The sequence below is a fragment of the Nonomuraea sp. NPDC003214 genome (assembly GCF_053590035.1).
This window is the reverse complement of sequence record NZ_JBSFSX010000001.1, coordinates 810,215-831,533: the sequence shown is the minus strand read 5'-3', so window position 1 is coordinate 831,533 and position 21,319 is coordinate 810,215. Positions and strand designations below refer to the sequence as shown.

Below are 21,319 nucleotides of genomic sequence, written 5' to 3'. Positions count from 1 at the left end.
GATCCCTGTCAGCCCGGCACGCCGGTCACGCCCGCGTACGTGCCCCGGCGCGCCCGGCCGGTCGTCTCGTACTCCAGGAGCAGCAGCCCGCTCGGCGTGGCCTCGTGGTGGACCAGGCGCAGGCCCGACGTGGCGTCGTCCCGCGCCCCGGGGCCGCCCGCCAGGAGGCGGCGGCCGGTCCTGAGCACGGTGGGCGCGACCGCCAGTCGCAGCGCGTCGACCAGGCCCGCCGACAGCAGCGCGTCACCCAGGCGGGCGCTGCCGTGAATTTGGAGCTCCCGGCCGGGACGGGCCTTGAGCTCGGCGACCGTCCGTACGGGATCGCCTCTGAGCACGGTCGTGGGGTGCCAGGCGCCCTCGGCGAGGGTGCTGGACACGACGTACTTCGGCAGCGTGTTCATGCGCTCGGCGAACGGGTCGCCCGGGTCGGTGATCTTCGGCCAGTCGCGGACGAACGCCTCGTACGTACGCCGTCCGAGCAGCAGCCCGTCGGCCAGATCGAGCCGGTCGGAGGTGTAGCGGACGAACGCCGCGTCGAGATGGGGCACCAGCCAGCCGCCGAGGGTGAAACCGTCGCTGGTGTCCTCGTCGGGGGAGCCCGGCCCCTGGCTGACGCCGTCGAGCGTGACGAACTCCGTCAGGACGAGCCTCATCGCGGCCCCCCTGCCTCGGCGAAGCCCGCCAGCTGGGCCGTGACCGTGCCCCAGCCGTCGGCGAAGCCGAGCTTCTCGTGCAGGGCGCGGGCCTCGGGGTCGCGGTGGCGGACGAGCAGCCGGTAGGCCGTGCCGTCCGGGTGGTCGCCGAACGTGATTGTGGCGGTCATCGGGATCGGGTCGGGGTTCGCGGGGCGCCAGGTGCTGTCGATCGCGTTGGTGAACACGATCCGCTCGAGCTCGTCCACGGCGAGGAAGCAGGCGTCGAGATGCGGGACGAACTCGGCCCCGTCCTCGCTCAGCCGCGTCACGAACGCCCCCCCGGGCCGCACGTCCAGCCGGTGCACCCGGCAGCGGGCCGGAGCCGGGACCCACCACTGCTCAAGCTGGGACGGGTCGGTCCACGCCCGCCACACGGTCGCGCGGGGGGCGCGGATGACCCGCTCCAGGGCGAGGTCAAGATCGGGGTCGAGCTTCATCAGAGGTCCTCCTCTTGGTCGGTCCGGTCTGCTTGGTCCCGCACGAACCGTTCGAGGCGGTCGGTGTGCTCCTCCCAGATCCGGCGCTGCTCGGCGAGCCAGTCGTCGAGCAGGGAGAGCTGCCCGCGATTGAGCACGCAGGTGCGTACCCGGCCGGACTTGACCGTGCTGATCAGGCCGTTCGCCTCGAGTGTGCGGATGTGCTTCATGAACGAGGGGAGGGTCATCGGGAACGCGGCGGCGAGGTCGCCGACGCTCGCGGGCCCGCGCCCCAGCCGCCGGACGACGGCGCGCCGGGTCGGGTCGGCGAGCGCTACGAGCACCCCGTCCAACTGGGCCGAATACTGTGCCACACGGCTAAGTATTGCCCTGGTTCAATGGTTAGTGCAAGGGCTAAGTGTTGTGGCCGTCGCCCGGTTTGCCGGGTCGCATCGGGGGTGGTCAGGGCGTTCTGGTGGCGGGGGCTCCGTGGCGGAACCTGGCCTTCTTCATCTGGTTGCCGCAGTAGTTCATCGAGCACCAGCGCCGGCTGCGGCCCTGGCTCGTGTCGACATACAGGCCGCCGCAGTCCGGGTTCTCGCACGTCTTGACCCGGCCGCGCTCCTCGCCGCCGAGGATGACGACCGCGTCGGCGGCGACCAGGCCGAGACTCGCCTCGACGTGGTTGTCGGCGTCGCTGAGCCAGCGCATCCCCGTGCGTGTGAGCGCGGGGTAGGCCCGTGCCTCGCGGGCGAGGGTGTTGAGCAGGGTCAGGTCGGCCCGCTTGATCGCGGCTCCCCGGGCGACGTCGGTGCCGGCGCGGTGGATGGCCTCGCGCAGCCGCCGGGCCAGGGCCAGGTCCGACGGGGTGGCCCGGTGGCTGCTCAGCCGCAGGTCGTTCGCGGCGAGCCAGTCGTCCAGGCGCCCGGGGTCGGGAAGGCGCTCGACCGGCACGCCGCCGCGGTCGCTGAGCGTGGCAGTGAACCGGAACGCCAGGCGCTCGTTGTCCAGCCGGAACGCGGGCTCGCGCTTCCCTGTCGGCGTGCTCATGGAACCACCTTAGCCGGTTCGCGCTGTCCCGTCGGTGCGCGCCTGGAACTGTCTGAGCGAGTTCCTGCCTCCCTCGTCGGCGTGCTCTCCAGAACCAGATCAGCCGGTTCCACGAACGGTCGGAGCCTGTAGTGTGGAACCGGTTGAGATGGTTCCAGTCGGGAAGGTGATGGAGATGGCCGATGTGACAGTGGTGGGCACGGGAGGCATGGGCGCGGCGATCGCCCGCAACCTCATCGGGGCCGGGCACCGGGTGGCGGTGTGGAATCGCGACCGGCGCAGGACGGCCCCGCTGGTCGAGGCGGGCGCCGTCGAGGTGGGGCACCCGGGGCAGGTGTTGCTCTCCTCACCCGTGGTGTTCTCGGTGCTCGCCGACGACGCGGCCGTACGCGAGGTGTTCCTCGACAGCGGCGCGCTGGAGGCGGCTCCGGCGGGCGTGGTCCACGTGAACCTCGCCACGATCAGCCCCGCCCTCGCCGAGGACGCCGCCGGGCGGCACGACGAGCACGGCGTCGGGTACGTGGCGGCGCCGATGTTCGGCGGGGTCGCGGTCGCCGAGGCCGCCAGGCTCAACGTCGTCACCGCGGGCGACCCCGGCCTGATCGACCGGGTGCGGCCGCTGCTGGACGCGATCAGCGCCCGCGTGTGGCAGGTCGGGACCGAGCCGAGACAGGCGAACGTGGTCAAGGTCGCCGGCCAGGTGCTGATCGCCTCGGCGATCCAGTCGCTGTCCGAGGCGGTGGCGATCGCCGAACGGGGCGGGGTGGACGCTGCGACCGTGGTGGACCTGTTCACCGCCACGATCACGCCCGGTCCCGTCTACACGAACTACGGCCGGCTCATCGCCGCCGGGACGTTCCAGCCGGCCGGGTTCACCCCGGTGCTCGGCCGCAAGGACGTCGACCTCGCCCGCGCCCAGGCCGCCGCCACGGGGTTGCGCCTGCCGGTCGGCGACCTGCTCTCGGCGCTCCTGACCGAGGCGATCGAGGTCGGGCACGAGCGGGACGACTGGGCCTCACTGGCCGACGTGCAACGCCACCGCGACCTGCCAGAGCCCGCCGCCGCCCGCTGACCACACGGCCGGGCCGGGGTCCTTCGGGGTCCTTGGGGTTTTCCCGGCCCTCCGGTCCACCCGGCCCTCCGGTCCACCCGGCCCTCCGGTCCACCCGGCCCTCCGGTCCACCCGGTCTTCCCGGCCCTTCGGGTCTTTCGGGTCCTTCGGTCGCCGGGCGCTTGACCGGCGACCTCCCGTTGAGGCCCCCGAGGGACCCCGCCCGCGTCGGAGAGCTGACGATGACGTGGGCCGGAGCCTGCCACCACCAGGACCGAGACCCCTGGCTGGGGCCTGCGGCTTGGGTGTCTACGGCCGGGGATCTACGGCTGGAGGTCGCGCTGATACCAGGTGCCGGTCTTGCCGCTGAGATCGCCCGGTCCGGCCGGGCCGACCGGGACGAACCCCGCCTTGGTCAACACCCTCTGGGACGCAACGTTGTCGTGCGAGCTGGCCGCCCGCAGCGTGCGCAGCCCGTGCCGGGTTGCGGCGATCCGGCACAGCTCCCGGACGGTCGCGGTCGCCACGCCGCGACCGGCGACCTGCTGCGCGACCCGATAGCCGAGTGTGGCGGTGCCGTCCTCGAAGTCGTACAGGTTGAACCGGCCCAGCACCTGGCCGTCATCGGCGACGAGCACGTAGAAGGCGCTGATGCCGGCCTCCTGCTCGGCCAGCAAGGCGCTGTGCCGGTCGGCGAACCGGTCGAAGTACTCGTCGCCGCGATCCGGGACCGACAGGGCGAACCAGGCACGGTTCGCCAGCTCGAAGGCCAGGACCGCCGAGGCGTGATCGGCATGCAACTGCTCCAGCTCGGGCACCGCCCAACCCTACCCAGACCGTGCGGTACCAGCCCTGATCCCCGTATGTGCCGGTACGCCCGGGACGCGGCTCACACCGCAGGCAGGGACGGGTCGGGGGTCCAGGGGGCAGGTGCGGTGATGGACCACCGTTCGTGGTCGCGCCAGGCGCCGTCGATGTAGAGGTATTCGGGCGACAGCCCTTCATAACGGAAGCCCAGGCGCTGGGCGAGGGCCAGGGACGCCTTGTTGCCCGGCTGGATGTTGGCCTCCAGCCGGTGCAGTCGCAGCTCGGTGAAGGCGTACCGCAGCGCCGCCTTGAGCCCTTCGGTCATGTACCCCTTCCCGGCGTACGGAACAAAGGCCGCATACCCAAGGGATGCGCCCTGGTAGCGGCCCCGGATGATCGAGTTGATGTTGACCGTGCCGGCCGTCTCCCCGTTCTCCCGGACGCGGATCAGGAGGCCCACGTTCGTGCCGTCATCGAAGCGGCGCATCCACGTTTGGAAGTCCTCGGGGGTGGCGGGCAACTGCATGTAGGGCCCGTGCAGCTCGGCGCTGGCCTGCACGAGGGAGCAGAACTCGTCCTGGTCGGAGAGGGTGAGCGGGCGCAGTTCCACCCGCGATGGCATTTCGGACATGTGGCAACGTTAGGGCGTGCCCGGGGGTTTCCGCTCCCGGTTGCGCGCCCCTTCTGGCCATCCACCCTCGCCCTGGTGACCGGACCTCGCGCCTCCGGGGCTGTGCTTCGGCCCCGCGCTCCTGCGCGGTGCCCTCGACCCCGGCCCCCTGGCCCTCGGTCTCCTGTCTCCGGTCTCCGGCTCCCTGGTCTCCGGCTCCCTGGTCTCCGGCTCCCCGGTCTCCGGCTCCCCGGTCCCCGGTCTCCGGCTCCCCGGTCCCCGGTCCCCGGTCCCCGGTCCCCGGTGTCGGGCTTCCGGTCCCCGGCCCGCCTCCTCCGGCTTGCGCCTCCGGCTTGCGCCTCCGGCTTGCGCCTCCAGGGTCAAGCGCCCTCCGCCCGGCACTCCCCACCGCCCAACTCCCCGCCCTGCGCAACCCCCGGGGGGTGCAGGGGGCCGGAAGGCCCCTTGCCAGGGGGTGTGGGGGGCTGGGCCCCCCACTGAGAGGAGCCCGAGCAGGCGAACGCGCGGAGCGCGCCACGGGCGAGGCCCTTGCCGTGAGCGAGTTGGGATGGACAGTAAACGAATTACCCGTTGACCTTTGTTGGTATGGACAGCAAACTAATTCAGGAGTTTCGCACCCCTTGAAGGAGCATCCATGCCCTATCGCCCGCCCCTGGTCGCGCATGAGTACTTCGTGGCCGACCCGCCCGAGCTGCCGGTCCGCGCGCACGGCGAGGGAGGGCTGTCCGCGTTGACCGCCGCCGAGCTGGTGGCCGCCGACGGCGCGGGGGTGATGCTGAAGGCGGTCACCACGGCAGAGGAGACGCTGGTCGTGCAGGTGGGCGTGGCCGGTGAGGGCGTGATCCGGGTGCGGCTGAGCGAGGACGCCGATGCCCGGCCCCGGTCGGAGCGGGCGATCGCGCTGGTGCGGCCGGGCACGTTCGCGGGGGCGCGGGCGGAGAGCACGGCCGACGGGCGGATCGTGGTGGACGCGGGGTCGCTGCGGGCGGAGATCCGGTTGGCGCCGTGGGAGCTGCGGTTCACGGATGCCGCCGGGGTCACGCTGGTCGAGCAGGACCGGGGCCATGTGGACATCAGCGGACGGATGCGGACGCTGCCGTTCGGGCGGTCGTTGGCGGGCGGCGGGCCGGTGGCCTATCACGAGAGTTTCGTCGCCGCGCCCGATGAGGCGTTCGCCGGGTTCGGGGAGTCGTTCGCGCGGCTGGACAAGCGCGGGCAGCGGCCGGTGATGTGGAACTTCGACGCGTTCGGCGCCGAGTCGCAGCGCGCCTACAAGAACGTGCCGCTCTATCTGTCGAGCCGGGGCTACGGGGTGCTGGTGGACAGCGGCGCGCCGACGGAGTTCGACGTGTGCCAGTCGACGCACAGCGCGGTGCAGATCGTGGTGCCGGACGACGTGCTGGACTACTACGTGATCGCCGGGCCGACGCCACCGGAGGTGCTGGAGCGCTACGACCGGCTGACGTGCCGGCCGGAGCTGCCGCCGAAGTGGGCGTTCGGCACCTGGATCTCCTCGGGCTTCTGCGTCGACAGCCAGGAGCGGGTGCTGGCCAGGGCGCGGACGATCCGGGAGCGCGGGATCCCGTGTGACGTGCTGCATCTGGACACCTACTGGCAGGCCGACGGGCACTGGTCGGATCTGCGCTGGGACCCGGTGAACTTTCCGGATCCGGCGGCGATGCTGGCGGAGCTGGACGGGATGGGGTTCAAGGTCTGTCTGTGGATGAACCCGTACATCTCCCACCTGAGCCCCACGTTCGCAGAAGCCGCTAACGCGGGATATTTCCTGAAAAATGGGGCGGGGGAGGCGTACGTCGCCGACACCTGGCACGGGTCGTTCCCCGCCTGCGGCATCCTCGACCTGACCCGCCCCGCCGCGAAACGCTGGTTCCAGGACCGGCTCCGGGCGCTGTTGCGCCAGGGCGTGCAGGCGTTCAAGACGGACTTCGCCGAGGGCGTGCCCGCCGACGCCGTCGCCTACAACGGCATGACCGGCACCGACCTGCACAACGTCTACACGCTGCTGTTCAACGACGCGGTCGCCGAGGTGACCCGGGAGGTGCACGGGCACGGCCTGGTGTGGGCGCGCTCGTCGTTCCTGGGCGGGCAGCGGCACAGCGCCCAGTGGAGCGGTGACACGTACACGAGCTATGCGGCGATGGGCAGCACGATCCGGGGCGGGCTGGCGCACGGGCTGTCCGGGGTGCCGTTCTGGAGTCATGACGCGGGCGGGTTCACCGGGAGGCCGAGCGACGACCTGTTCGTGCGGTGGACGCAGTTCGGCGCGCTGTCACCGCTGGTGCGGCTGCACGGCACGACGACGCGGGAGCCGTGGGAGTTCCCGGCCGTCGAGGAGCAGGCGGTCGACGCGCTGAGGCTGCGTTACCGGCTGATGCCGTACCTCTACTCGGCGGCCGTCGAGGCGGCGCGGACGGGAGCGCCGATGATGCGCGCGCTCTGCGTCGACCACCCGGAGGACCCGGTCGCCTGGCAGGCCGATCTGGAGTACCTGCTGGGGCGGGACCTGCTGGTCGCGCCGATGACCTCGCCCGGCGGCACGCGGGACGTCTACCTGCCGGAGGGCGAGTGGGTGGACTACTGGACCGGCGAGACGCACGGCGGCGGGCGGTACGTGCGCGTGACCAAGCCGCTGGAGCAGATCCCGCTGTACGTGCGGCGCGGCGCGCTCGTCCCGGTCGCCGAACCGGGCGAGACCGTGACGACGCCGGACACGATCACGCTGGTCGCCTTCGGGGGCGGCGACTGCCGTATGCGGATCCACGACACCGACGGCGAGACCGCCGTCGTGGCCACCCGGGACGGCGACACGCTGCGCGTGACCGTCACCGGGCCGAAACAGGTCGCCGCCGTCGAGTTCGCCCCGGTGGCGGGTGCTCCCGGCCGGGCCGTCATCACCCAGGAGGGACCATGATCAGGAAGACTGGCGTGGCGGCGCTGGTGGCCGTGACGCTCGCGCTGTCGGCGTGCGGCGGCGGCGGTGAGCCGGCGGCCGAGCCGGGTCAGCCGCGCGTGCTCAAGCTCTGGCACTACGAGGCCGCCGAGAGCGCGATGGGCAAGGCGTGGGCCGAGGCGATCAAGAAGTTCGAGGCCACCCACCCGGGCGTGAAGGTGCGGTTCGAGGAGAAGAGCTTCGAGCAGATCCAGAAGACGGCGAGCATGGTGCTCAACTCCGACGAGGCGCCCGACCTCATGGAGTACAACAAGGGCAACGCCACCGCCGGCCTGCTGTCCAAGCAGGGCCTCATCGCCGACATGAGCGAGGAGGTGACCAAACGCGGCTGGGACAAGCTGCTGCCGGGCGGCCTGGCGACCACCGCCCGCTACGACGACCGGGGCGTGATGGGCTCCGGCAACTGGTACGGGCTGCCCAACTACGGCGAGTTCGTGATGGTCTACTACAACAAGGACCTGTTCGAGAAGCACAAGGTCGAGGTCCCGGCGACGTACGAGGAGTTCACGGCCGCGCTGGACGCCTTCGTCAAGGCCGGCGTGACCCCGGTGTCGCTGGCGGGCGCCGAGTACCCGGCCCAGCAGATCGTCTACCAGCTCGCCCTCAGCAAGGCGGACCGCGCCTGGGTCGACGCGTACCAGTCCTACCAGGGCAAGGTCGACTTCCAGGGCCCGGAGCTGACGTACGGGGCCACGACGTTCGCCGACTGGGTGAAGAAGGGGTACGTCGACGAGAAGGCGTCCGGGCTGAAGGCCGAGGACATGGGCGTGGCGTTCATGAAGGGCGACTTCCCGATCATGATCAGCGGGAGCTGGTGGTACGGCCGGGTCGCCGAGGAGGCCAAGGGGTTCGAGTGGGGCCACTTCCTGTTCCCCGGCTCGACGATGGCGCCCGGCTCCAGCGGCAACCTGTGGGTGGTGCCGGAGAAGTCGGAGAACAAGGACCTGGCCTACGACTTCATCGACATCACGATGAGCAAGGAGATCCAGAACCTGCTCGGCAACTCGGGCGGCGTCCCGGTCGCGGCCGACCCGGCGGCGATCACCGACCCGAAGAGCAAGGAGCTCATCGAGACGTTCAACAAGCTGACGGCGGCCGACGGGCTGGCCTTCTACCCGGACTGGCCCGCGCCCGGCTACTACGACGTCCTGGTCGCCGGCACGCAGCAGCTCATCAACGGCGCCAAGTCGCCGGCCGAGGTGCTGACCGAGATCGCCGGGCCGTACGAGGACAACCTCGCCGACCTCGGCAACTGAATGAGAAGAAGAGGCTACTGGCTCTACCTGGCGCCCAGCCTGCTGCTGTTCCTGGGCGTCATCGTGGTGCCGTTCCTGATGAACCTGGGCGTGAGCTTCACCCGCTGGTCGGGGGTGGGCACGCCCAGGTGGGTCGGCCTGGACAACTACGCCAGGCTGCTGGAGGACGAGCGCTTCTGGCTCTCGTTCCAGAACAACGTCGCGCTCATCGTCGCCATGGCGATCGTGCCCACGGTGATCGGCCTGGTGCTGGCCGCCGCGCTGTTCGACTACGTCGGCAAGCGGTTCGGGACGCGGACGGCGGCGGCGCTGCGGGCCATGTACTACCTGCCGCAGGTGCTGCCGGTCGCGGTGGCGGGCGTGGTGTGGGGCTGGATGCTGCACCCGTCGTACGGGGCGGTCAACCGGGCGTTCGGGCTGGAGCTCGACTGGCTGGGCGATCCCGATCTGGCGCTGGCGACGGTGATGGCGGTCATGGTCTGGTTCCAGCTCGGTTACCCGGTGGTGATCTTCATGGCGGGGTTGCAGCGCGTGGACCCGGCCTACTACGAGGCGGCCGAGCTCGACGGGGCGTCCTGGTGGCGCCGGGTGTGGCACATCACGGTGCCGCAGATCCGGCCGGAGATCTTCGTGGTGCTGCTGACGTGCACGATCGCCGCGCTGAAGGTGTTCGGGCCGATCTTCGTGCTCACGCGCGGCGGGCCGGGCAACGCCACGATGGTGCCGTCGTACTTCTCGTACCTGAACTTCTTCCAGAAGAGCAACGTCGGGTACGGGTCGGCCATCGCCACGGTGCTGGCGCTGATCATCGTCGTGGTGACGTTCCTGTTCCTGCGCGTGCAGGAGCGTGAGCGATGAGGGGGCCGGGGCGCTGGGCGGTGCTCGCGGCGCTGGTCGTGCTGGCCGTGGTCATGGTGTTCCCGTTCCTGGTCGTGGCGCTCAACGCGGTCAAGTCCCCGGAGGAGTACAGCTCGGAGGGGCCGCTGAGCCTGCCCGGCGGCCTGTACCTCCAGGGCGTCGTGGACTTCTGGGAGCGGGTGGACTTCGGCGAGAAGCTCGTCAACAGCCTGCTGATCAGCGGTTCGGTGGCGGTGCTGGCGGTGGTGCTGTCGGTGCTCAACGCGTACGCGCTCGGCATCGGGCGGGTGCGCGGCCGGCTGTCGATCCTGGTGCTGTTCCTGGTGGCGAACACGCTGCCGCAGGAGGCGCTCGCCTACCCGCTCTACTACCTGGCCAAGGAGCTCGGGCTCTACGACACCCGGCTGTCGATGATCATCATCTTCACCGTGATCCAGGCGGCCTTCGGGACGTACCTGCTCAGCGCGGTGCTGGGCCAGTTCCCGAAGGAGATCCTGGAGGCGGCGGAGATCGACGGCGCGGGGCGGTTCCGGGCTCTGACCCGGATCGTGGTGCCGATCAGCCGGCCGACGCTGAGCGTGCTGATGATCTTCTTCTTCATCTGGACGTGGAACGAGTTCTTCCTGCCGCTGATCTTCCTGATCTCCAACGACAACCAGACGGTGCCGGTGGCGCTCGGCGTGCTGCAGGGGGAGCGGTACATGGACGCGACCATGTCCAGCGCCTCGGCCCTGCTGGGCATCGTCCCGGCCGTCGCGTTCTTCCTGATCTTCCAGCGCACGCTCACCCGAGGCATCACGGTCGGCGCCGTGAAGTGAGCCTCCCTTTCCCGAGGAGACACCCTCCATGTCCTTACGGTTACTCACCGCGGCCGTGCTGGCCGCCTCGCTGCTCACCGCGCCGGCCGCGCACGCGACGGCCGAGCCCGCCTTCCGCGACCCGGGTCTGCCGCTGGAGCAGCGGGTGGCCGACCTGCTCGGCCGGCTCACGCTGCCGGAGAAACTCGGCATGCTGCACCAGTCGCAGCCGGCCATCCCCAGGCTGGGCATCCCGTACCACAAGAACGGGACCGAGGCGCTGCACGGCGTCGCCTGGTCCAACCACCGCGACGACAACTGGAACATGAAGCTCGCCAGCGGGACCGTGTTCCCGCAGGCCGTGGGCCTGGCCAGCACCTGGGACCCGGCGCTGGTCAAGCGGGTCGGCGACGCCGTGGGCGACGAGGCGCGCGGCCACAACGCGCTCGACCCGGTCCTGTGGGGGCTGCAACTGTGGGCGCCCGTCGTGGACCCGCTGCGCGACCCGCGCGCCGGCCGCAACGAGGAGGGCTATTCGGAGGACCCGCTGCTCAGCGGCACGATGGCCACCGCCTACGGCAAGGGCCTCCAGGGTGACGACCCGTTCTACCTCAAGACCGCGCCCGTGCTGAAGCACTACCTGGGCTACAACAACGAGACCGACCGCAGCCTGACCTCGTCCAACCTGACGCCCCGGCTCAAGCGCGAGTACTACGAGCAGCCGTTCAGGCAGGTGATCTCGGCCGACGCCGCGACCGGCGTGATGGCCTCCTACAACCTGGTCAACGGCCGCCCCAACCACGTCAACCGGGACCTGAACGAGGTCGTCCGCTCCTGGACGGACCGGACGCTCTACAACGTGAGCGACGCATGGGGGCCGCACGCGCTCACCGACCCGGAGAAGTACTTCGACGACAAGCCGGAGGCGTTCGCCGCCGTGCTCAAGTCGGGCCAGGACAGCTTCACCATCGACGGCGCCGACTCCGGGCCGCTGGTCGAGAACCTGACGATCGCGCTGGAGCGGGGCCTCATCACCGAGGCCGACGTGGACCGGGCGGTGGGGCACGCGCTGTCGGTGCGGTTCCGGCTCGGCCACTTCGACCCGGACGGCGGCCCGTACCGGGACATCGGTCCTGAGGTGATCGACAGCGCCGAGCACCGGCGGCTGAACCGGGAGGCCGCGGGCAAGGCGGCGGTGCTCCTGCGCAACTCCGGCGTGCTGCCGCTGCGCGACCCCGGCTCGGCGGCCGTGGTGGGCCCGCTGGCCGGCAAGCTGTACGGCGACTGGTACGCGGGCAGCATGCCGTACCAGGTGACGCCGCTCGACGGGATCAAGGAGCGCGTCAAGGACGTGACCACCGCCCAGGGCCTGGAGCGGATCGCCCTCAAGCACCTCGCCTCCGGCAAGTACGTCACCGCCACGGCGGGCAACACCGCGCTGGCCGACACCACGCCCACGGCCGCCTCGCAGTGGGACCTGACCGACTGGGTGAGCGGCGTCTCCACGCTGCGCAACGCGGGCAACGGCAAGCTGCTCGGCGGCAACTGGCGCTCGCTCGACACCGACGACGACGAGCCCAACGGCTGGTACGTCCAGCAGCAGTTCGCGCTGGAGAAGCAGGCCGACGGCAGCCATCTCGTCCGTTACGCCGGGTTCGAGAGTGTGGAGAGCTGGTACGGGCTGCGCGACCCGTACGTGACCGTCAACGCCGACGGGACGCTCGGCCTGGCCCCCAAGGCGCAGGCGGCGCGCTTCGCCAAGGAGGTCGTCTCCGACGGCGTCGCCGAGGCCGCCGAGCAGGCCCGCAAGGCCGACGTGGCCGTGGTGGTCGTCGGCAGCCACCCGTGGGTGCACGGCCGCGAGTTCCACGACCGCGACGACCTCCGGCTCGGCGAGGGGCAGCTCCGGCTCGTCAAGGCCGTGCGCGCGGCCAACCCGAGGACGGTCGTGGTGCTGGAGACCAGCTACCCGGTGATCGTGGACGCCCCGACGCTGCTGTGGACCACGCACGCCGGCGCCGAGACCGGGCACGCCGTGGCCGACGTGCTCTTCGGCGACGTCAACCCGGCCGGGCGGCTCACCCAGACCTGGTACGCCACCGACGACCTGCCGAGCATCCTGGACTACGACCTGGCCAAGACCGGCATGACGTACCTGTATCACCGGGGCGGCGAGCTCTACCCGTTCGGCCACGGCCTCAGCTACACCACGTTCGGCTACCAGGGGCTGCGGGTGCGCGGTGACGAGGTGAGCGTCAAGGTGACCAACACCGGCGACGTGGCGGGCGAGGAGGTCGTCCAGCTCTACACCCGCCAGCGCGTGTCGCGGTTCGACCAGCCGGTCAAGCGGCTGCGCGGCTTCGAGCGGATCGCGCTGGCGCCGGGCGAGTCGCGTACCGTCACCTTCCGGCTCGCGCGGGCGGACCTGGCCGTGTGGGATCACACGCGGGAGCGGTGGGCCGTCGAGTCCGCCACCCACGACGTGCTGGTCGGCTCCTCGTCCGACCGGATCCGCCAGCGGGCCACGCTGCGCGTCAAGGGGGAGACGATCCCGCCGAGGGACCTGTCGCGGACGACCCGGGCGATGAACTTCGACGACTACTCGGGCGTCGCGTTCGCCGACGAGAACAAGGTCGCCGGTGACGTCGTCGCGGGCTCCTCCGGCGACTGGATCTCCTTCACCGACGCCGTGTACGGGGGCGCGCTGACGGCCGGCGTCGCGTCGGTCGCGGGCGGCTCGATCGAGGTCCGGCGCGGCTCCCCGGCCGGCGCTCTGCTCGCCACCGTCACGGTCCCGGCGACGGGCGGCGTGTACGCGTGGGGCACGGCCACGGCGTCGCTCAAGGCGGGGAAGGGCGATCTGTACCTGGTGTTCCAGGGTGACGTCCGATTGCGGGACGTGGCGTTTAAGTTCGTTGATTAACCAAACTATTGACCTCGATCGCCGCCTGTGTGAGCCTCTGTGGTAGCTCATGCGCGCGAGGCGCGGCGACGGTCAGGGTCCTGCAACCTGGTTCGTGCATGGCGCTCTGTCTGTTCGTCCTCGGGTGCGCTTCCGGCGTGCCCGGAAAGGGAGAGCCGCTCATGCGAAAGGCACTGCTCAGCCTGATCGCGATCACCGCCGTGCTGATGGTCACGGCGGTGGTCCGGATGGCGCCGGTCTCCGCCGTCTCGGCGGACCCGTACACCTACAAGAACGTCAGGATCGACGGCGGCGGGTTCGTGCCCGGCGTCCTGTTCAACCCCGGCGAACGCGACCTGATCTACGCCCGCACCGACATCGGCGGCGCCTACCGCTGGAACCAGTCCACCAGGTCGTGGAAGCCGCTGCTCGACTGGGTCGGCTGGGACAGGTGGGGCTGGAACGGCGTGGTCAGCATGGCCGCCGACCCGGTCGACACCGACCGCGTCTACGCCGCCGTCGGCATGTACACCAACGACTGGGACCCCGGCAACGGGGCCGTCCTCCGCTCCACCGACAAGGGCGATTCCTGGCAGGCCGCCGAGCTGCCGTTCAAGCTCGGCGGCAACATGCCCGGGCGCGGCATGGGCGAGGCGCTGGCCGTCGACCCGAACAAGAACAGCGTCCTGTACCTCGGCACGCCCAACGGCAACGGCCTGTGGCGCAGCACCGACCACGGCGCGACCTGGGCGAAGGTGGCGAGCTTCCCCAACCCCGGCGACTACGCCCAGGACCCGGACGACCCCAACGGCTACCTCAGCCACCGGCCCGGCGTCGTCTGGGTGACCTACGACCCGCGCTCCTCGTCGCCGGGCAGCGCCACCCGGACGATCTACGTGGGCGTCGCCGACAAGGACAACACCGTCTACCGCACCACCGACGCCGGGGCCACCTGGGAGCGGCTGGCCGGGCAGCCGACCGGCTACATCGCGCACAAGGGCGTGCTCGACACCGAGAACGGCCACCTGTTCATCGCCACCAGCGACACCGGCGGCCCGTACGACGGCGCCAAGGGCGACGTGTGGCGGTACGCGACCGCGACCGGCACGTGGACGCAGGTCAGCCCGGTGCCGTCGGCGAGCGCCGACGACTACTTCGGCTACAGCGGCCTCACCCTCGACAGGCAGAACCCGGGCACGCTCATGGTCGCCACGCAGATCTCCTGGTGGCCCGACGTGATCTTTTTCAGGAGCACCGACTCGGGCGCCACCTGGACCCGCGTGTGGGACTGGACCTCGTACCCGAACCGCAGTTTCCGCTACAAGATGGACATCGCCGAGGTGCCGTGGCTGACGTTCGGCACCAACCCGCAGCCGCCGGAGGTCACGCCCAAGCTCGGCTGGATGACCGAATCGCTGGAGATCGACCCGTTCGACTCCGACAGGATGATGTACGGCACCGGCGCGACCATCTACGGCACCGAGGACCTCACCCGGTGGGACTCCGGCGGCCAGTTCACGATCAGGCCGATGGTCCGGGGCCTCGAGGAGACCGCGGTCCTCGACCTGGTCAGCCCGCCGACCGGCGCGCCGCTGGTCAGCGCGCTGGGCGACATCGGCGGCTTCCGCCACACGGACCTGGACGCGGTGCCGCCGATGATGTTCACCTCGCCCGGGTTCACCTCGACCACCAGCCTCGACTACGCCGAGAAGAACCCGGCCGTCATGGTCAGGGCCGGCAACTTCACCGACGCCGACCGGCCGAACGACAGCCACGTCGCCTTCTCGACCGACGGCGGCGCGAACTGGTTCCAGGGCGGCGAGCCGGGCGGGATCGACGAGGGCGGCACGGTCGCGGCGGCGGCCGACGGCTCCCGGTTCGTGTGGGCGCCCAAGGGCGTCGCCCCGCACTACTCCGTCGGCTACGGCACCTCCTGGCAGCAGGCGCGTGGCCTGCCGACGGGCGCGATCGTCGAGTCGGACCGGGTGAACCCGATGAAGTTCTACGGCTTCAGCGCCGGCCGCTTCTACGTCAGCACCGACGGCGGCGCGAGCTTCACCGCCACGGCCGCGACCGGGCTGCCCGCCGAGGGCAACACCCATTTCAAGGCGCTGCCGGGCAGGGAGGGCGACGTCTGGCTCGCCGGCGGGACGGGCCTGTTCCACTCGACCGACAGCGGCGCCTCGTTCACCAAGCTGCCCGGCATCACGTCGGCGGTGAACGTCGGCTTCGGCAAGGCCGCGCCCGGCGCCACCTACCAGGCCCTGTACGCGGTGGCGACCGTCAGCGGCGTCACGGGCCTCTACCGGTCCGACGACGCGGGCTCGTCCTGGGTGCGCATCAACGACGACGAGCACCAGTGGGGCAACATGGGCGAGGCCCTGACGGGCGACCCGCGCGTGTACGGGCGCGTCTACCTGGGCACCAACGGCCGGGGCATCATCTACGGCGACCGCACCGGCCCCGAGCCGACGATCACCCCCACGGCCACGGTCACCCCCACGGCCACGGTCACCCCCACGGCGACGGTCACCCCCACGGCGACGGTCACCCCCACGGCGACGGTCACCCCGACCACCGACAAGGCGTGCACCGCCACCTACCAGCCCGGCAACCAGTGGCCGGGCGGCTTCCAGGCGGGCGTGACGGTCAAGAACACCGGCGCCTCGGCCGTCTCCGGCTGGAAGGTCACCTGGACGTTCCCCGGCGACCAGCGCATCACCCAGCTCTGGAACGGCTCCCACACCCAGACGGGCGCCGCGGTGAGCGTGACCGACGCCGGTTACAACGGCGCCGTCCAGCCGGGCGCGAGCACGTCGTTCGGCTTCACCGGCGGCCACTCCGGGAGCAACACCCCGCCGGCCACGCTCACCTGCACGGCGAGCTGACCTGAGCGCGAGGGGGCGGTGCCCGGGCCGCCCCCTCGCACTCAGCCCTTGATCGCCCCCACGATCACGCCCTTGGTGAAGTGGCGCTGCACGAACGGGTAGATGACCAGCGCCGGGACCACCGCGATCACCACGATCGCCATCTTGATCGCCAGCGTCGGGGGAGCGTCGTGCCCCATGCCGCTCACGCCCAGCGTCGCGGTGGGCAGCGGGTTGGAGTCGACCACGTACTGCCGCAGGATGAGCGCCAGCGGCCACTTGCGCGTGTCGTCGATGTAGAGCATCGCGTTGAACCACGCGTTCCAGTAGCCGACCGCGTAGAACAGGCCGACGACCGCCGTGACCGCCTTGGACATGGGCAGCACGATCCGCCACAGGATGCGGAACTCGCCGGCCCCGTCGATCCGCGCGCTGTCCATGATCTCGCCGGGGATGTTCATGAAGAACGCCCGCAGCACCACGACGTTGAACGCGGACACGGCCGTCGGCAGGATGAGCGACCAGTAGCTGTCCTTCAGCCCGAGCCCGCTGACCATCAGGTAGACGGGGATGATGCCGGGGAAGAACACGAACATCAGCAGCACGCTGAACAGCAGCGGCCGGTGCGCGAACGAGCCGGGCCGCGACAGCGAGTACGCGCCCAGCACGCTGACGCCCAGGCTGATGGCGGTGCCGCCGACGGTCACGAGCGTGCTCACCAGGACGGCCCGGCTGACCACCGAGTCCGAAAATATTTGGATATAGGCGTCGAAATGGATGCCTTCGGGCACCAGGACCAGCCCGCCCACCCGGTTCACGGTCGCCGCCGAGCTCAGGCTCGTCAGCACGATCGTGTAGAGCGGGAACAGCACGGCCAGCACGATCAGCGTGAGCAGCGTGCCCTTGCCGACCCGGCCCGCGGGGGAGGGCGCCTCCTCCCACGCCGCCAGCCCGGCGGGCTTCCTGCGCCGCCTCGTCGCCAAGAGCGTCATGACTTCGAATACACCCCTCGCTCGCCGAACGCGTGGGCCACCCGGTTCGCCGCCAGGATCAGCAGCAGCCCGACCAGCCCCTTGAACAACCCGGCGGCCGCGCCGTACCCGAGGTCGCCGGTGCGCAGGCCGGACCAGTAGACGAAGGTGTCGAACACCTCCGACGCCTCGCTCCCGACGGCGCTGCGCTGCAGCATGAACTGCTCGAACCCGACGTTCAGCGCGTCGCCCAGGCGCAGGATCAGCAGCAGGATGATGACCGGGCGCAGCCCGGGCAGCGTGATGTGCCACATCCGGCGCCACCGCTTGGCGCCGTCGACCGCCGCGGCCTCGTACAGGCTCGGGCTGATCGTGCTGAGCGCGGCCAGGAAGATGATCGCGCCCCAGCCCGCGTCCTTCCAGATCGTCTGGGAGGTCAGCAGCAGGATGAACGTGTCGGAGTTCGTCATCCAGTCGACGCCCTCGTGGCCCCGCTCGCGCAGGAGCTGCGACAGCAGCCCGGCCCCGCCGAACATCTGCTGGAAGATGGCCACGACCAGCACCCAGGAGAAGAAGTACGGCATGTAGACGACGCCCTGCACGAACGCCCGCAGCCGGGCCGAGACCACGCTGTTGAGCAGCAGCGCCAGCATGATCGGCACCGGGAAGTAGAAAACGAGCTGGAACGCGGTGATCGCCAGCGTGTTCACCATCGCGCGCAGGAACTGCGGATCCTCGAAGAGCAGCGCGAAGTTCGTGAACCCGATGACCGGGCTGCCCAGGATGCCGTCGGTGTAGGGGTTGTAGTCCTGGAAGGCGATGACGTTGCCGAGCGCCGGGATCCACCAGAAGGCCAGGACGACCAGCAGCATCGGCAGGTTCATCAGGACCAGCGGCCAGTCCCTGCGCAGCTTGGCCCGCCAGGTCAGCTCCTTGCCGGGCTTGGCGGCCCGCCCCCGGCGCGGCGTGGCGGCGGTCGCGGAGATCACAGCCTGCCGTTCTCCCGGGCGACCTTGCTGTAGAACTCCCTGGCCTCGTTGCCGCCCTGGTCCTGCCATTCCTTCACGATCTGCTTCCACTCGGAGACCGGCCGCTTGCCTCGGTAGATCTCGTTGAGCTTGTCCTCGGTCGGCTGCGCGAGCGCGGCCATCTTCGACGGCACCTCGACGCGGATGCCGACGAACGGGTCGTTCTCCAGGTGCTTCGAGGCGGCGCTCTGCCACTCCCACATCGCCTGGACGTAGCCGGGGTACTGGCTCTGCGAGGTGGCGCCGGGCCGGCCCGACAGGAACAGGTAGGTGGGCGCGACCTCCTTGCGCCCGAGCGCGGTGGGCGCGACCTTGCCGTCCTTGACGTCGTAGTGCTTGCCCTCGACGCCGTTGTTGACCAGCTCGTACTCCTGCGTGCCGAACGGCGCCGAGCACCAGTTGGCCAGCGCGAGCAGCTCGCGGGTGCGCGCGTCGCCGAGGCCCTTCTTGATGAAGGTGAACATGCCGGCGGGCTCGTTGCGCCACACCATGACCTTGCCGCCCGGCTTGGCCGGGTAGGGGGCGACCGCCCGCATGTCGAACTTGGGGTTGTCCGGCAGGAAGCGGCCCAGCGCCTCGTGCCAGGAGCCGGGGCCGTCCTTGTAGATGACGAGCTGGCCGCTGCCGAAGGGCGCCTTCTGGTCGGCGTCCTTGTTGGCCACGACGTCCGGGTGCACCCAGCCGCTCTCGAAGAGCTTGGTGACGAACTCGACCGAGGCGGCGAACTCGTCGGTCTCGTACTTGTAGAGCAGTTTGCCGCCGACGTTGCGCCACTCGCGCGGGGAGTTGAAGGCGCGCTGGATCTCCTGGTCGACGGCGCCGAACGCCCAGCGCTTCTTCTTCGGGTCGGTCAGCTCCTTGCCGAGCACGAGCAGGTCGTCGGCGCTCTTGGGCTGCGCCAGGCCAAGCTCGTCGAGGATGTCCTGGCGGACGAACGTGGCGAGCGCGTACGGGTCGTTCTGCCACGGGATGCCCTGGAGGACGCCGCCGAACACGCCGTAGTGCCAGGCGGCGGTGTCGTAGTTGGCCAGCAGCGGGAACTCCTTGGCCTTGTCCCCGGCCAGGTAGGGCGACAGGTCGGCGAAGAGCTTGTTGGCGGCCTCGGTGAAGTGCGCGATCGTGATGAGGTTCCAGCCGGGGATCTGCATCATGTCGGGGACGTCGCCGCTGGCCAGGAGGGTGTTCAATTTCTGTACGTACGTGTTGCCGTCGGAGATGTTGAACCGGACGGTGCCGCCGAGCCGTTCGTTGACGGTCTCGTAGTAGGAGTTGTCGCCGAGCCCCGGAGGGACCGTGCCCCACAGCGGCGTCATCGCCGTCACCTCCTTGCCGCTGGTCAGCGGCGTGGCCGTGACCGCCCGCACCATCTGGGCCGGCCGGGTGAGGAAGCCTGGGTAGACGAACTCGGAGCCGGGCAGGTCGGGCGTGAGGCCGGGGATCTCGAACGGGATCCGGTTCGGCACCAGGCTCTTGAGCTTGTCCGCGGCCACGGCCGTGCCTTTGGACAGCTCGCGCTTCTCCGCGCAGCCGGTGGTCGCCGCCAGGACGCCCGCACCTACCAGGCCGAGAAACCCGCGACGGGTCGTCTGAGGTGACATGGCTCGGTCCCTTCTCTGAGTGGGGGATGGCCTCGAGAAAATTAGTTGGTATTTCGACCAAACAAATTAGTAGACTGTGACCGTACCCACAAGGGAGCGTCACGGTCACAGGTTGGTGAAGGGAGCCCGCGATGCGGCATGCTGGGGTCACTTCTCGGCGGGAACGGGGCTGATATTGATCACATCCACGACCGGCCCGCAGCCGGCCGACTTCGCGGACGTCCGGGCCACCAACCTCGCGGTCGTGCTGCGCTTCGTGCGCGAGCACGCGCCGTGCTCCCGGGCCGACATCGCGGCGTCGACGGGGCTGAACAAGGCCACCGTGTCCAGCCTGGTCGCCGACCTCATCGACCGGCGGCTGGTGCGCGAGACCGGCCTGACGGAGAACCGCGTGGGCAGGCCCGCCACGATGCTCGTGCTCGACGGCTCGCCCTACGCCGCGATCGGCGTCGAGATCAACGTCGACTACGTCACCGCCGTGGCCACCGGGCTGGCCGGGGAGCGGCTGCTCACCTGGCGGCGCTCGTTCGGCGCCGGTGACTCGGTCAACCAGGGCGTGGCCGCCGTCGCCGCGATCGTCCGGCGGGTGATCAACCGGATGGCCAAGGAGGAGCGGCAGGTCCTCGGGCTCGCCGTCGGCCTGCCCGGCCTCGTCGACGTGCAGGGCACCGTGCGCATCGCGCCCAACCTCGGCTGGTACGACGCCGACATCGGCGGCGACCTGGCCAAGGCGCTGCGCGATCCCGGGTTCGCCATCCAGGTCGACAACGACGCCAACCTGGCCGCCCTGGCCGAGCAGCGGTTCGGCGCCCACGCCGGGGCCGCCGACCTGATCTACCTGACCGGCGAGATCGGCGTCGGCGCGGGCGTCATCCTCGACGGCCGGCTGCGGCGCGGCGCGCTCGGCTACAGCGGCGAGCTCGGCCACGTCCAGCTCGACCCGGACGGCCCGGAGTGCCGCTGCGGGCGGCGCGGCTGCCTGGAGGCGGTGGCCGGCATCGGCGCCGTGCTGCGCCGGCGGGACCCCTCACCGGCCGAGATCGAGGTGGAGATCGAGGAGGTCGTGCGCTCGGCCCGCGCGGGCGACGACAGCACGCTGACCCTGCTCGCCTCCGTCGGCGCCGGGCTCGGCCGGGGCGTGTCGATCATCGCCAACCTGCTCAACCCGGAGGTCGTCATCCTCGGCGGCTACTACGTGCCGCTCGCGCCGTGGCTGCTGCCCGCCGTGCACGCCGAGGTCGCCGACCGGGCGATCGCGCCGCAGGCCGGCGGCGTGCGGGTGGTGGCCTCGACGCTCGGGCACGACGCCGCCGCGCTGGGCGGCGCCGCCCGCGTGCTCGACTCGGTGGATTCGGGAAGATTGCCCGGAGGAATCTCGCGAAACTCTTGACCCGGGTTCGCGGCGACGTGCACCCTTCATG

At 70.8% G+C, this 21,319-nt stretch carries 17 protein-coding genes; 8 read left to right on the top strand and 9 right to left on the bottom strand.

The window, feature by feature from the left end; genetic code table 11:
• Nucleotides 1–8: 8 nt before the first annotated feature.
• The 4 genes from ACWDXC_RS03765 to ACWDXC_RS03750 all read right to left on the bottom strand — a co-directional run bounded on the left by ACWDXC_RS03765 (nucleotide 9) and on the right by ACWDXC_RS03750 (nucleotide 2,161).
• Complete coding sequence (locus ACWDXC_RS03765; protein ID WP_449977720.1) at nucleotides 9–653, bottom strand: dihydrofolate reductase family protein; 645 nt, start codon at nucleotides 651–653, stop codon at nucleotides 9–11.
• Complete coding sequence (locus ACWDXC_RS03760; protein ID WP_449977717.1) at nucleotides 650–1,132, bottom strand: SRPBCC domain-containing protein; 483 nt, start codon at nucleotides 1,130–1,132, stop codon at nucleotides 650–652. The genes ACWDXC_RS03765 and ACWDXC_RS03760 overlap by 4 nt, the downstream gene beginning before the upstream one ends.
• Nucleotides 1,132–1,485 (bottom strand): ArsR/SmtB family transcription factor, encoded by a 354-nt coding sequence (locus ACWDXC_RS03755; protein ID WP_449977714.1) that lies wholly within the window; start codon nucleotides 1,483–1,485, stop codon nucleotides 1,132–1,134. The genes ACWDXC_RS03760 and ACWDXC_RS03755 overlap by 1 nt, the downstream gene beginning before the upstream one ends.
• An 88-nt stretch (nucleotides 1,486–1,573) precedes the next feature.
• Nucleotides 1,574–2,161 (bottom strand): CGNR zinc finger domain-containing protein, encoded by a 588-nt coding sequence (locus ACWDXC_RS03750; RefSeq protein ID WP_449977711.1) that lies wholly within the window; start codon nucleotides 2,159–2,161, stop codon nucleotides 1,574–1,576.
• Nucleotides 2,162–2,336: 175 nt separating this feature from the next.
• On the opposite strand from ACWDXC_RS03750, the gene ACWDXC_RS03745 reads away from it, so the two are divergent.
• Nucleotides 2,337–3,233, top strand: a complete 897-nt coding sequence (locus ACWDXC_RS03745) for an NAD(P)-dependent oxidoreductase (RefSeq protein WP_449977708.1) — start codon at nucleotides 2,337–2,339, stop codon at nucleotides 3,231–3,233.
• Between the two features lie 302 nt (nucleotides 3,234–3,535).
• Here ACWDXC_RS03745 and ACWDXC_RS03740 read toward each other — a convergent pair whose 3' ends face one another.
• Together ACWDXC_RS03740 and ACWDXC_RS03735 are read right to left on the bottom strand one after the other, a co-directional pair.
• Nucleotides 3,536–4,030 carry a GNAT family N-acetyltransferase gene (locus tag ACWDXC_RS03740; RefSeq protein ID WP_449977705.1) on the bottom strand — a complete coding sequence of 165 codons (495 nt, stop codon included), beginning with the start codon at nucleotides 4,028–4,030 and terminating at the stop codon, nucleotides 3,536–3,538.
• A 71-nt stretch (nucleotides 4,031–4,101) separates the two neighbouring features.
• Nucleotides 4,102–4,650 (bottom strand): GNAT family N-acetyltransferase, encoded by a 549-nt coding sequence (locus tag ACWDXC_RS03735; RefSeq protein WP_449977702.1) that lies wholly within the window; start codon nucleotides 4,648–4,650, stop codon nucleotides 4,102–4,104.
• Nucleotides 4,651–5,284: 634 nt separating this feature from the next.
• Between ACWDXC_RS03735 and ACWDXC_RS03730 the strand changes: the two genes are divergently transcribed.
• The 6 genes from ACWDXC_RS03730 (at nucleotide 5,285) to ACWDXC_RS03705 (ending at nucleotide 16,322) form a co-directional block, all read left to right on the top strand.
• Nucleotides 5,285–7,582 carry a TIM-barrel domain-containing protein gene (locus tag ACWDXC_RS03730; protein WP_449977699.1) on the top strand — a complete coding sequence of 766 codons (2,298 nt, stop codon included), beginning with the start codon at nucleotides 5,285–5,287 and terminating at the stop codon, nucleotides 7,580–7,582.
• Nucleotides 7,579–8,877 carry an ABC transporter substrate-binding protein gene (locus ACWDXC_RS03725; protein ID WP_449977696.1) on the top strand — a complete coding sequence of 433 codons (1,299 nt, stop codon included), beginning with the start codon at nucleotides 7,579–7,581 and terminating at the stop codon, nucleotides 8,875–8,877. Before ACWDXC_RS03730 ends, ACWDXC_RS03725 begins: the two co-directional genes overlap by 4 nt.
• Complete coding sequence (locus ACWDXC_RS03720; protein WP_219499898.1) at nucleotides 8,878–9,735, top strand: carbohydrate ABC transporter permease; 858 nt, start codon at nucleotides 8,878–8,880, stop codon at nucleotides 9,733–9,735.
• Nucleotides 9,732–10,553 carry a carbohydrate ABC transporter permease gene (locus ACWDXC_RS03715; RefSeq protein ID WP_449977691.1) on the top strand — a complete coding sequence of 274 codons (822 nt, stop codon included), beginning with the start codon at nucleotides 9,732–9,734 and terminating at the stop codon, nucleotides 10,551–10,553. Before ACWDXC_RS03720 ends, ACWDXC_RS03715 begins: the two co-directional genes overlap by 4 nt.
• Nucleotides 10,554–10,581: 28 nt before the next feature.
• Nucleotides 10,582–13,455 carry a glycoside hydrolase family 3 C-terminal domain-containing protein gene (locus tag ACWDXC_RS03710; protein WP_449977688.1) on the top strand — a complete coding sequence of 958 codons (2,874 nt, stop codon included), beginning with the start codon at nucleotides 10,582–10,584 and terminating at the stop codon, nucleotides 13,453–13,455.
• A 161-nt stretch (nucleotides 13,456–13,616) separates the two neighbouring features.
• The gene (locus ACWDXC_RS03705; RefSeq protein WP_449977685.1) at nucleotides 13,617–16,322 is read left to right on the top strand and encodes a cellulose binding domain-containing protein; all 2,706 of its coding nucleotides are present in this window, start codon (nucleotides 13,617–13,619) and stop codon (nucleotides 16,320–16,322) included.
• Nucleotides 16,323–16,363: 41 nt separating this feature from the next.
• Here the strand turns inward: ACWDXC_RS03705 and ACWDXC_RS03700 are convergent, their stop codons facing one another.
• The 3 genes from ACWDXC_RS03700 to ACWDXC_RS03690 are packed head-to-tail and all read right to left on the bottom strand — an operon-like array spanning nucleotide 16,364 to nucleotide 19,898.
• Entirely contained in the window at nucleotides 16,364–17,293 is a 930-nt protein-coding gene (locus ACWDXC_RS03700; RefSeq protein ID WP_449977682.1) for a carbohydrate ABC transporter permease, read from the bottom strand.
• Nucleotides 17,290–18,261 (bottom strand): ABC transporter permease, encoded by a 972-nt coding sequence (locus tag ACWDXC_RS03695; protein WP_364173293.1) that lies wholly within the window; start codon nucleotides 18,259–18,261, stop codon nucleotides 17,290–17,292. Before ACWDXC_RS03695 ends, ACWDXC_RS03700 begins: the two co-directional genes overlap by 4 nt.
• The gene (locus tag ACWDXC_RS03690; RefSeq protein ID WP_449977678.1) at nucleotides 18,258–19,898 is read right to left on the bottom strand and encodes an extracellular solute-binding protein; all 1,641 of its coding nucleotides are present in this window, start codon (nucleotides 19,896–19,898) and stop codon (nucleotides 18,258–18,260) included. The genes ACWDXC_RS03695 and ACWDXC_RS03690 overlap by 4 nt, the downstream gene beginning before the upstream one ends.
• A gap of 175 nt (nucleotides 19,899–20,073) precedes the next feature.
• Here ACWDXC_RS03690 and ACWDXC_RS03685 point away from each other — a divergent pair, with 175 nt between their 5' ends.
• Complete coding sequence (locus ACWDXC_RS03685) at nucleotides 20,074–21,288, top strand: ROK family protein (protein ID WP_449977675.1); 1,215 nt, start codon at nucleotides 20,074–20,076, stop codon at nucleotides 21,286–21,288.
• Nucleotides 21,289–21,319 lie beyond the last annotated feature (31 nt).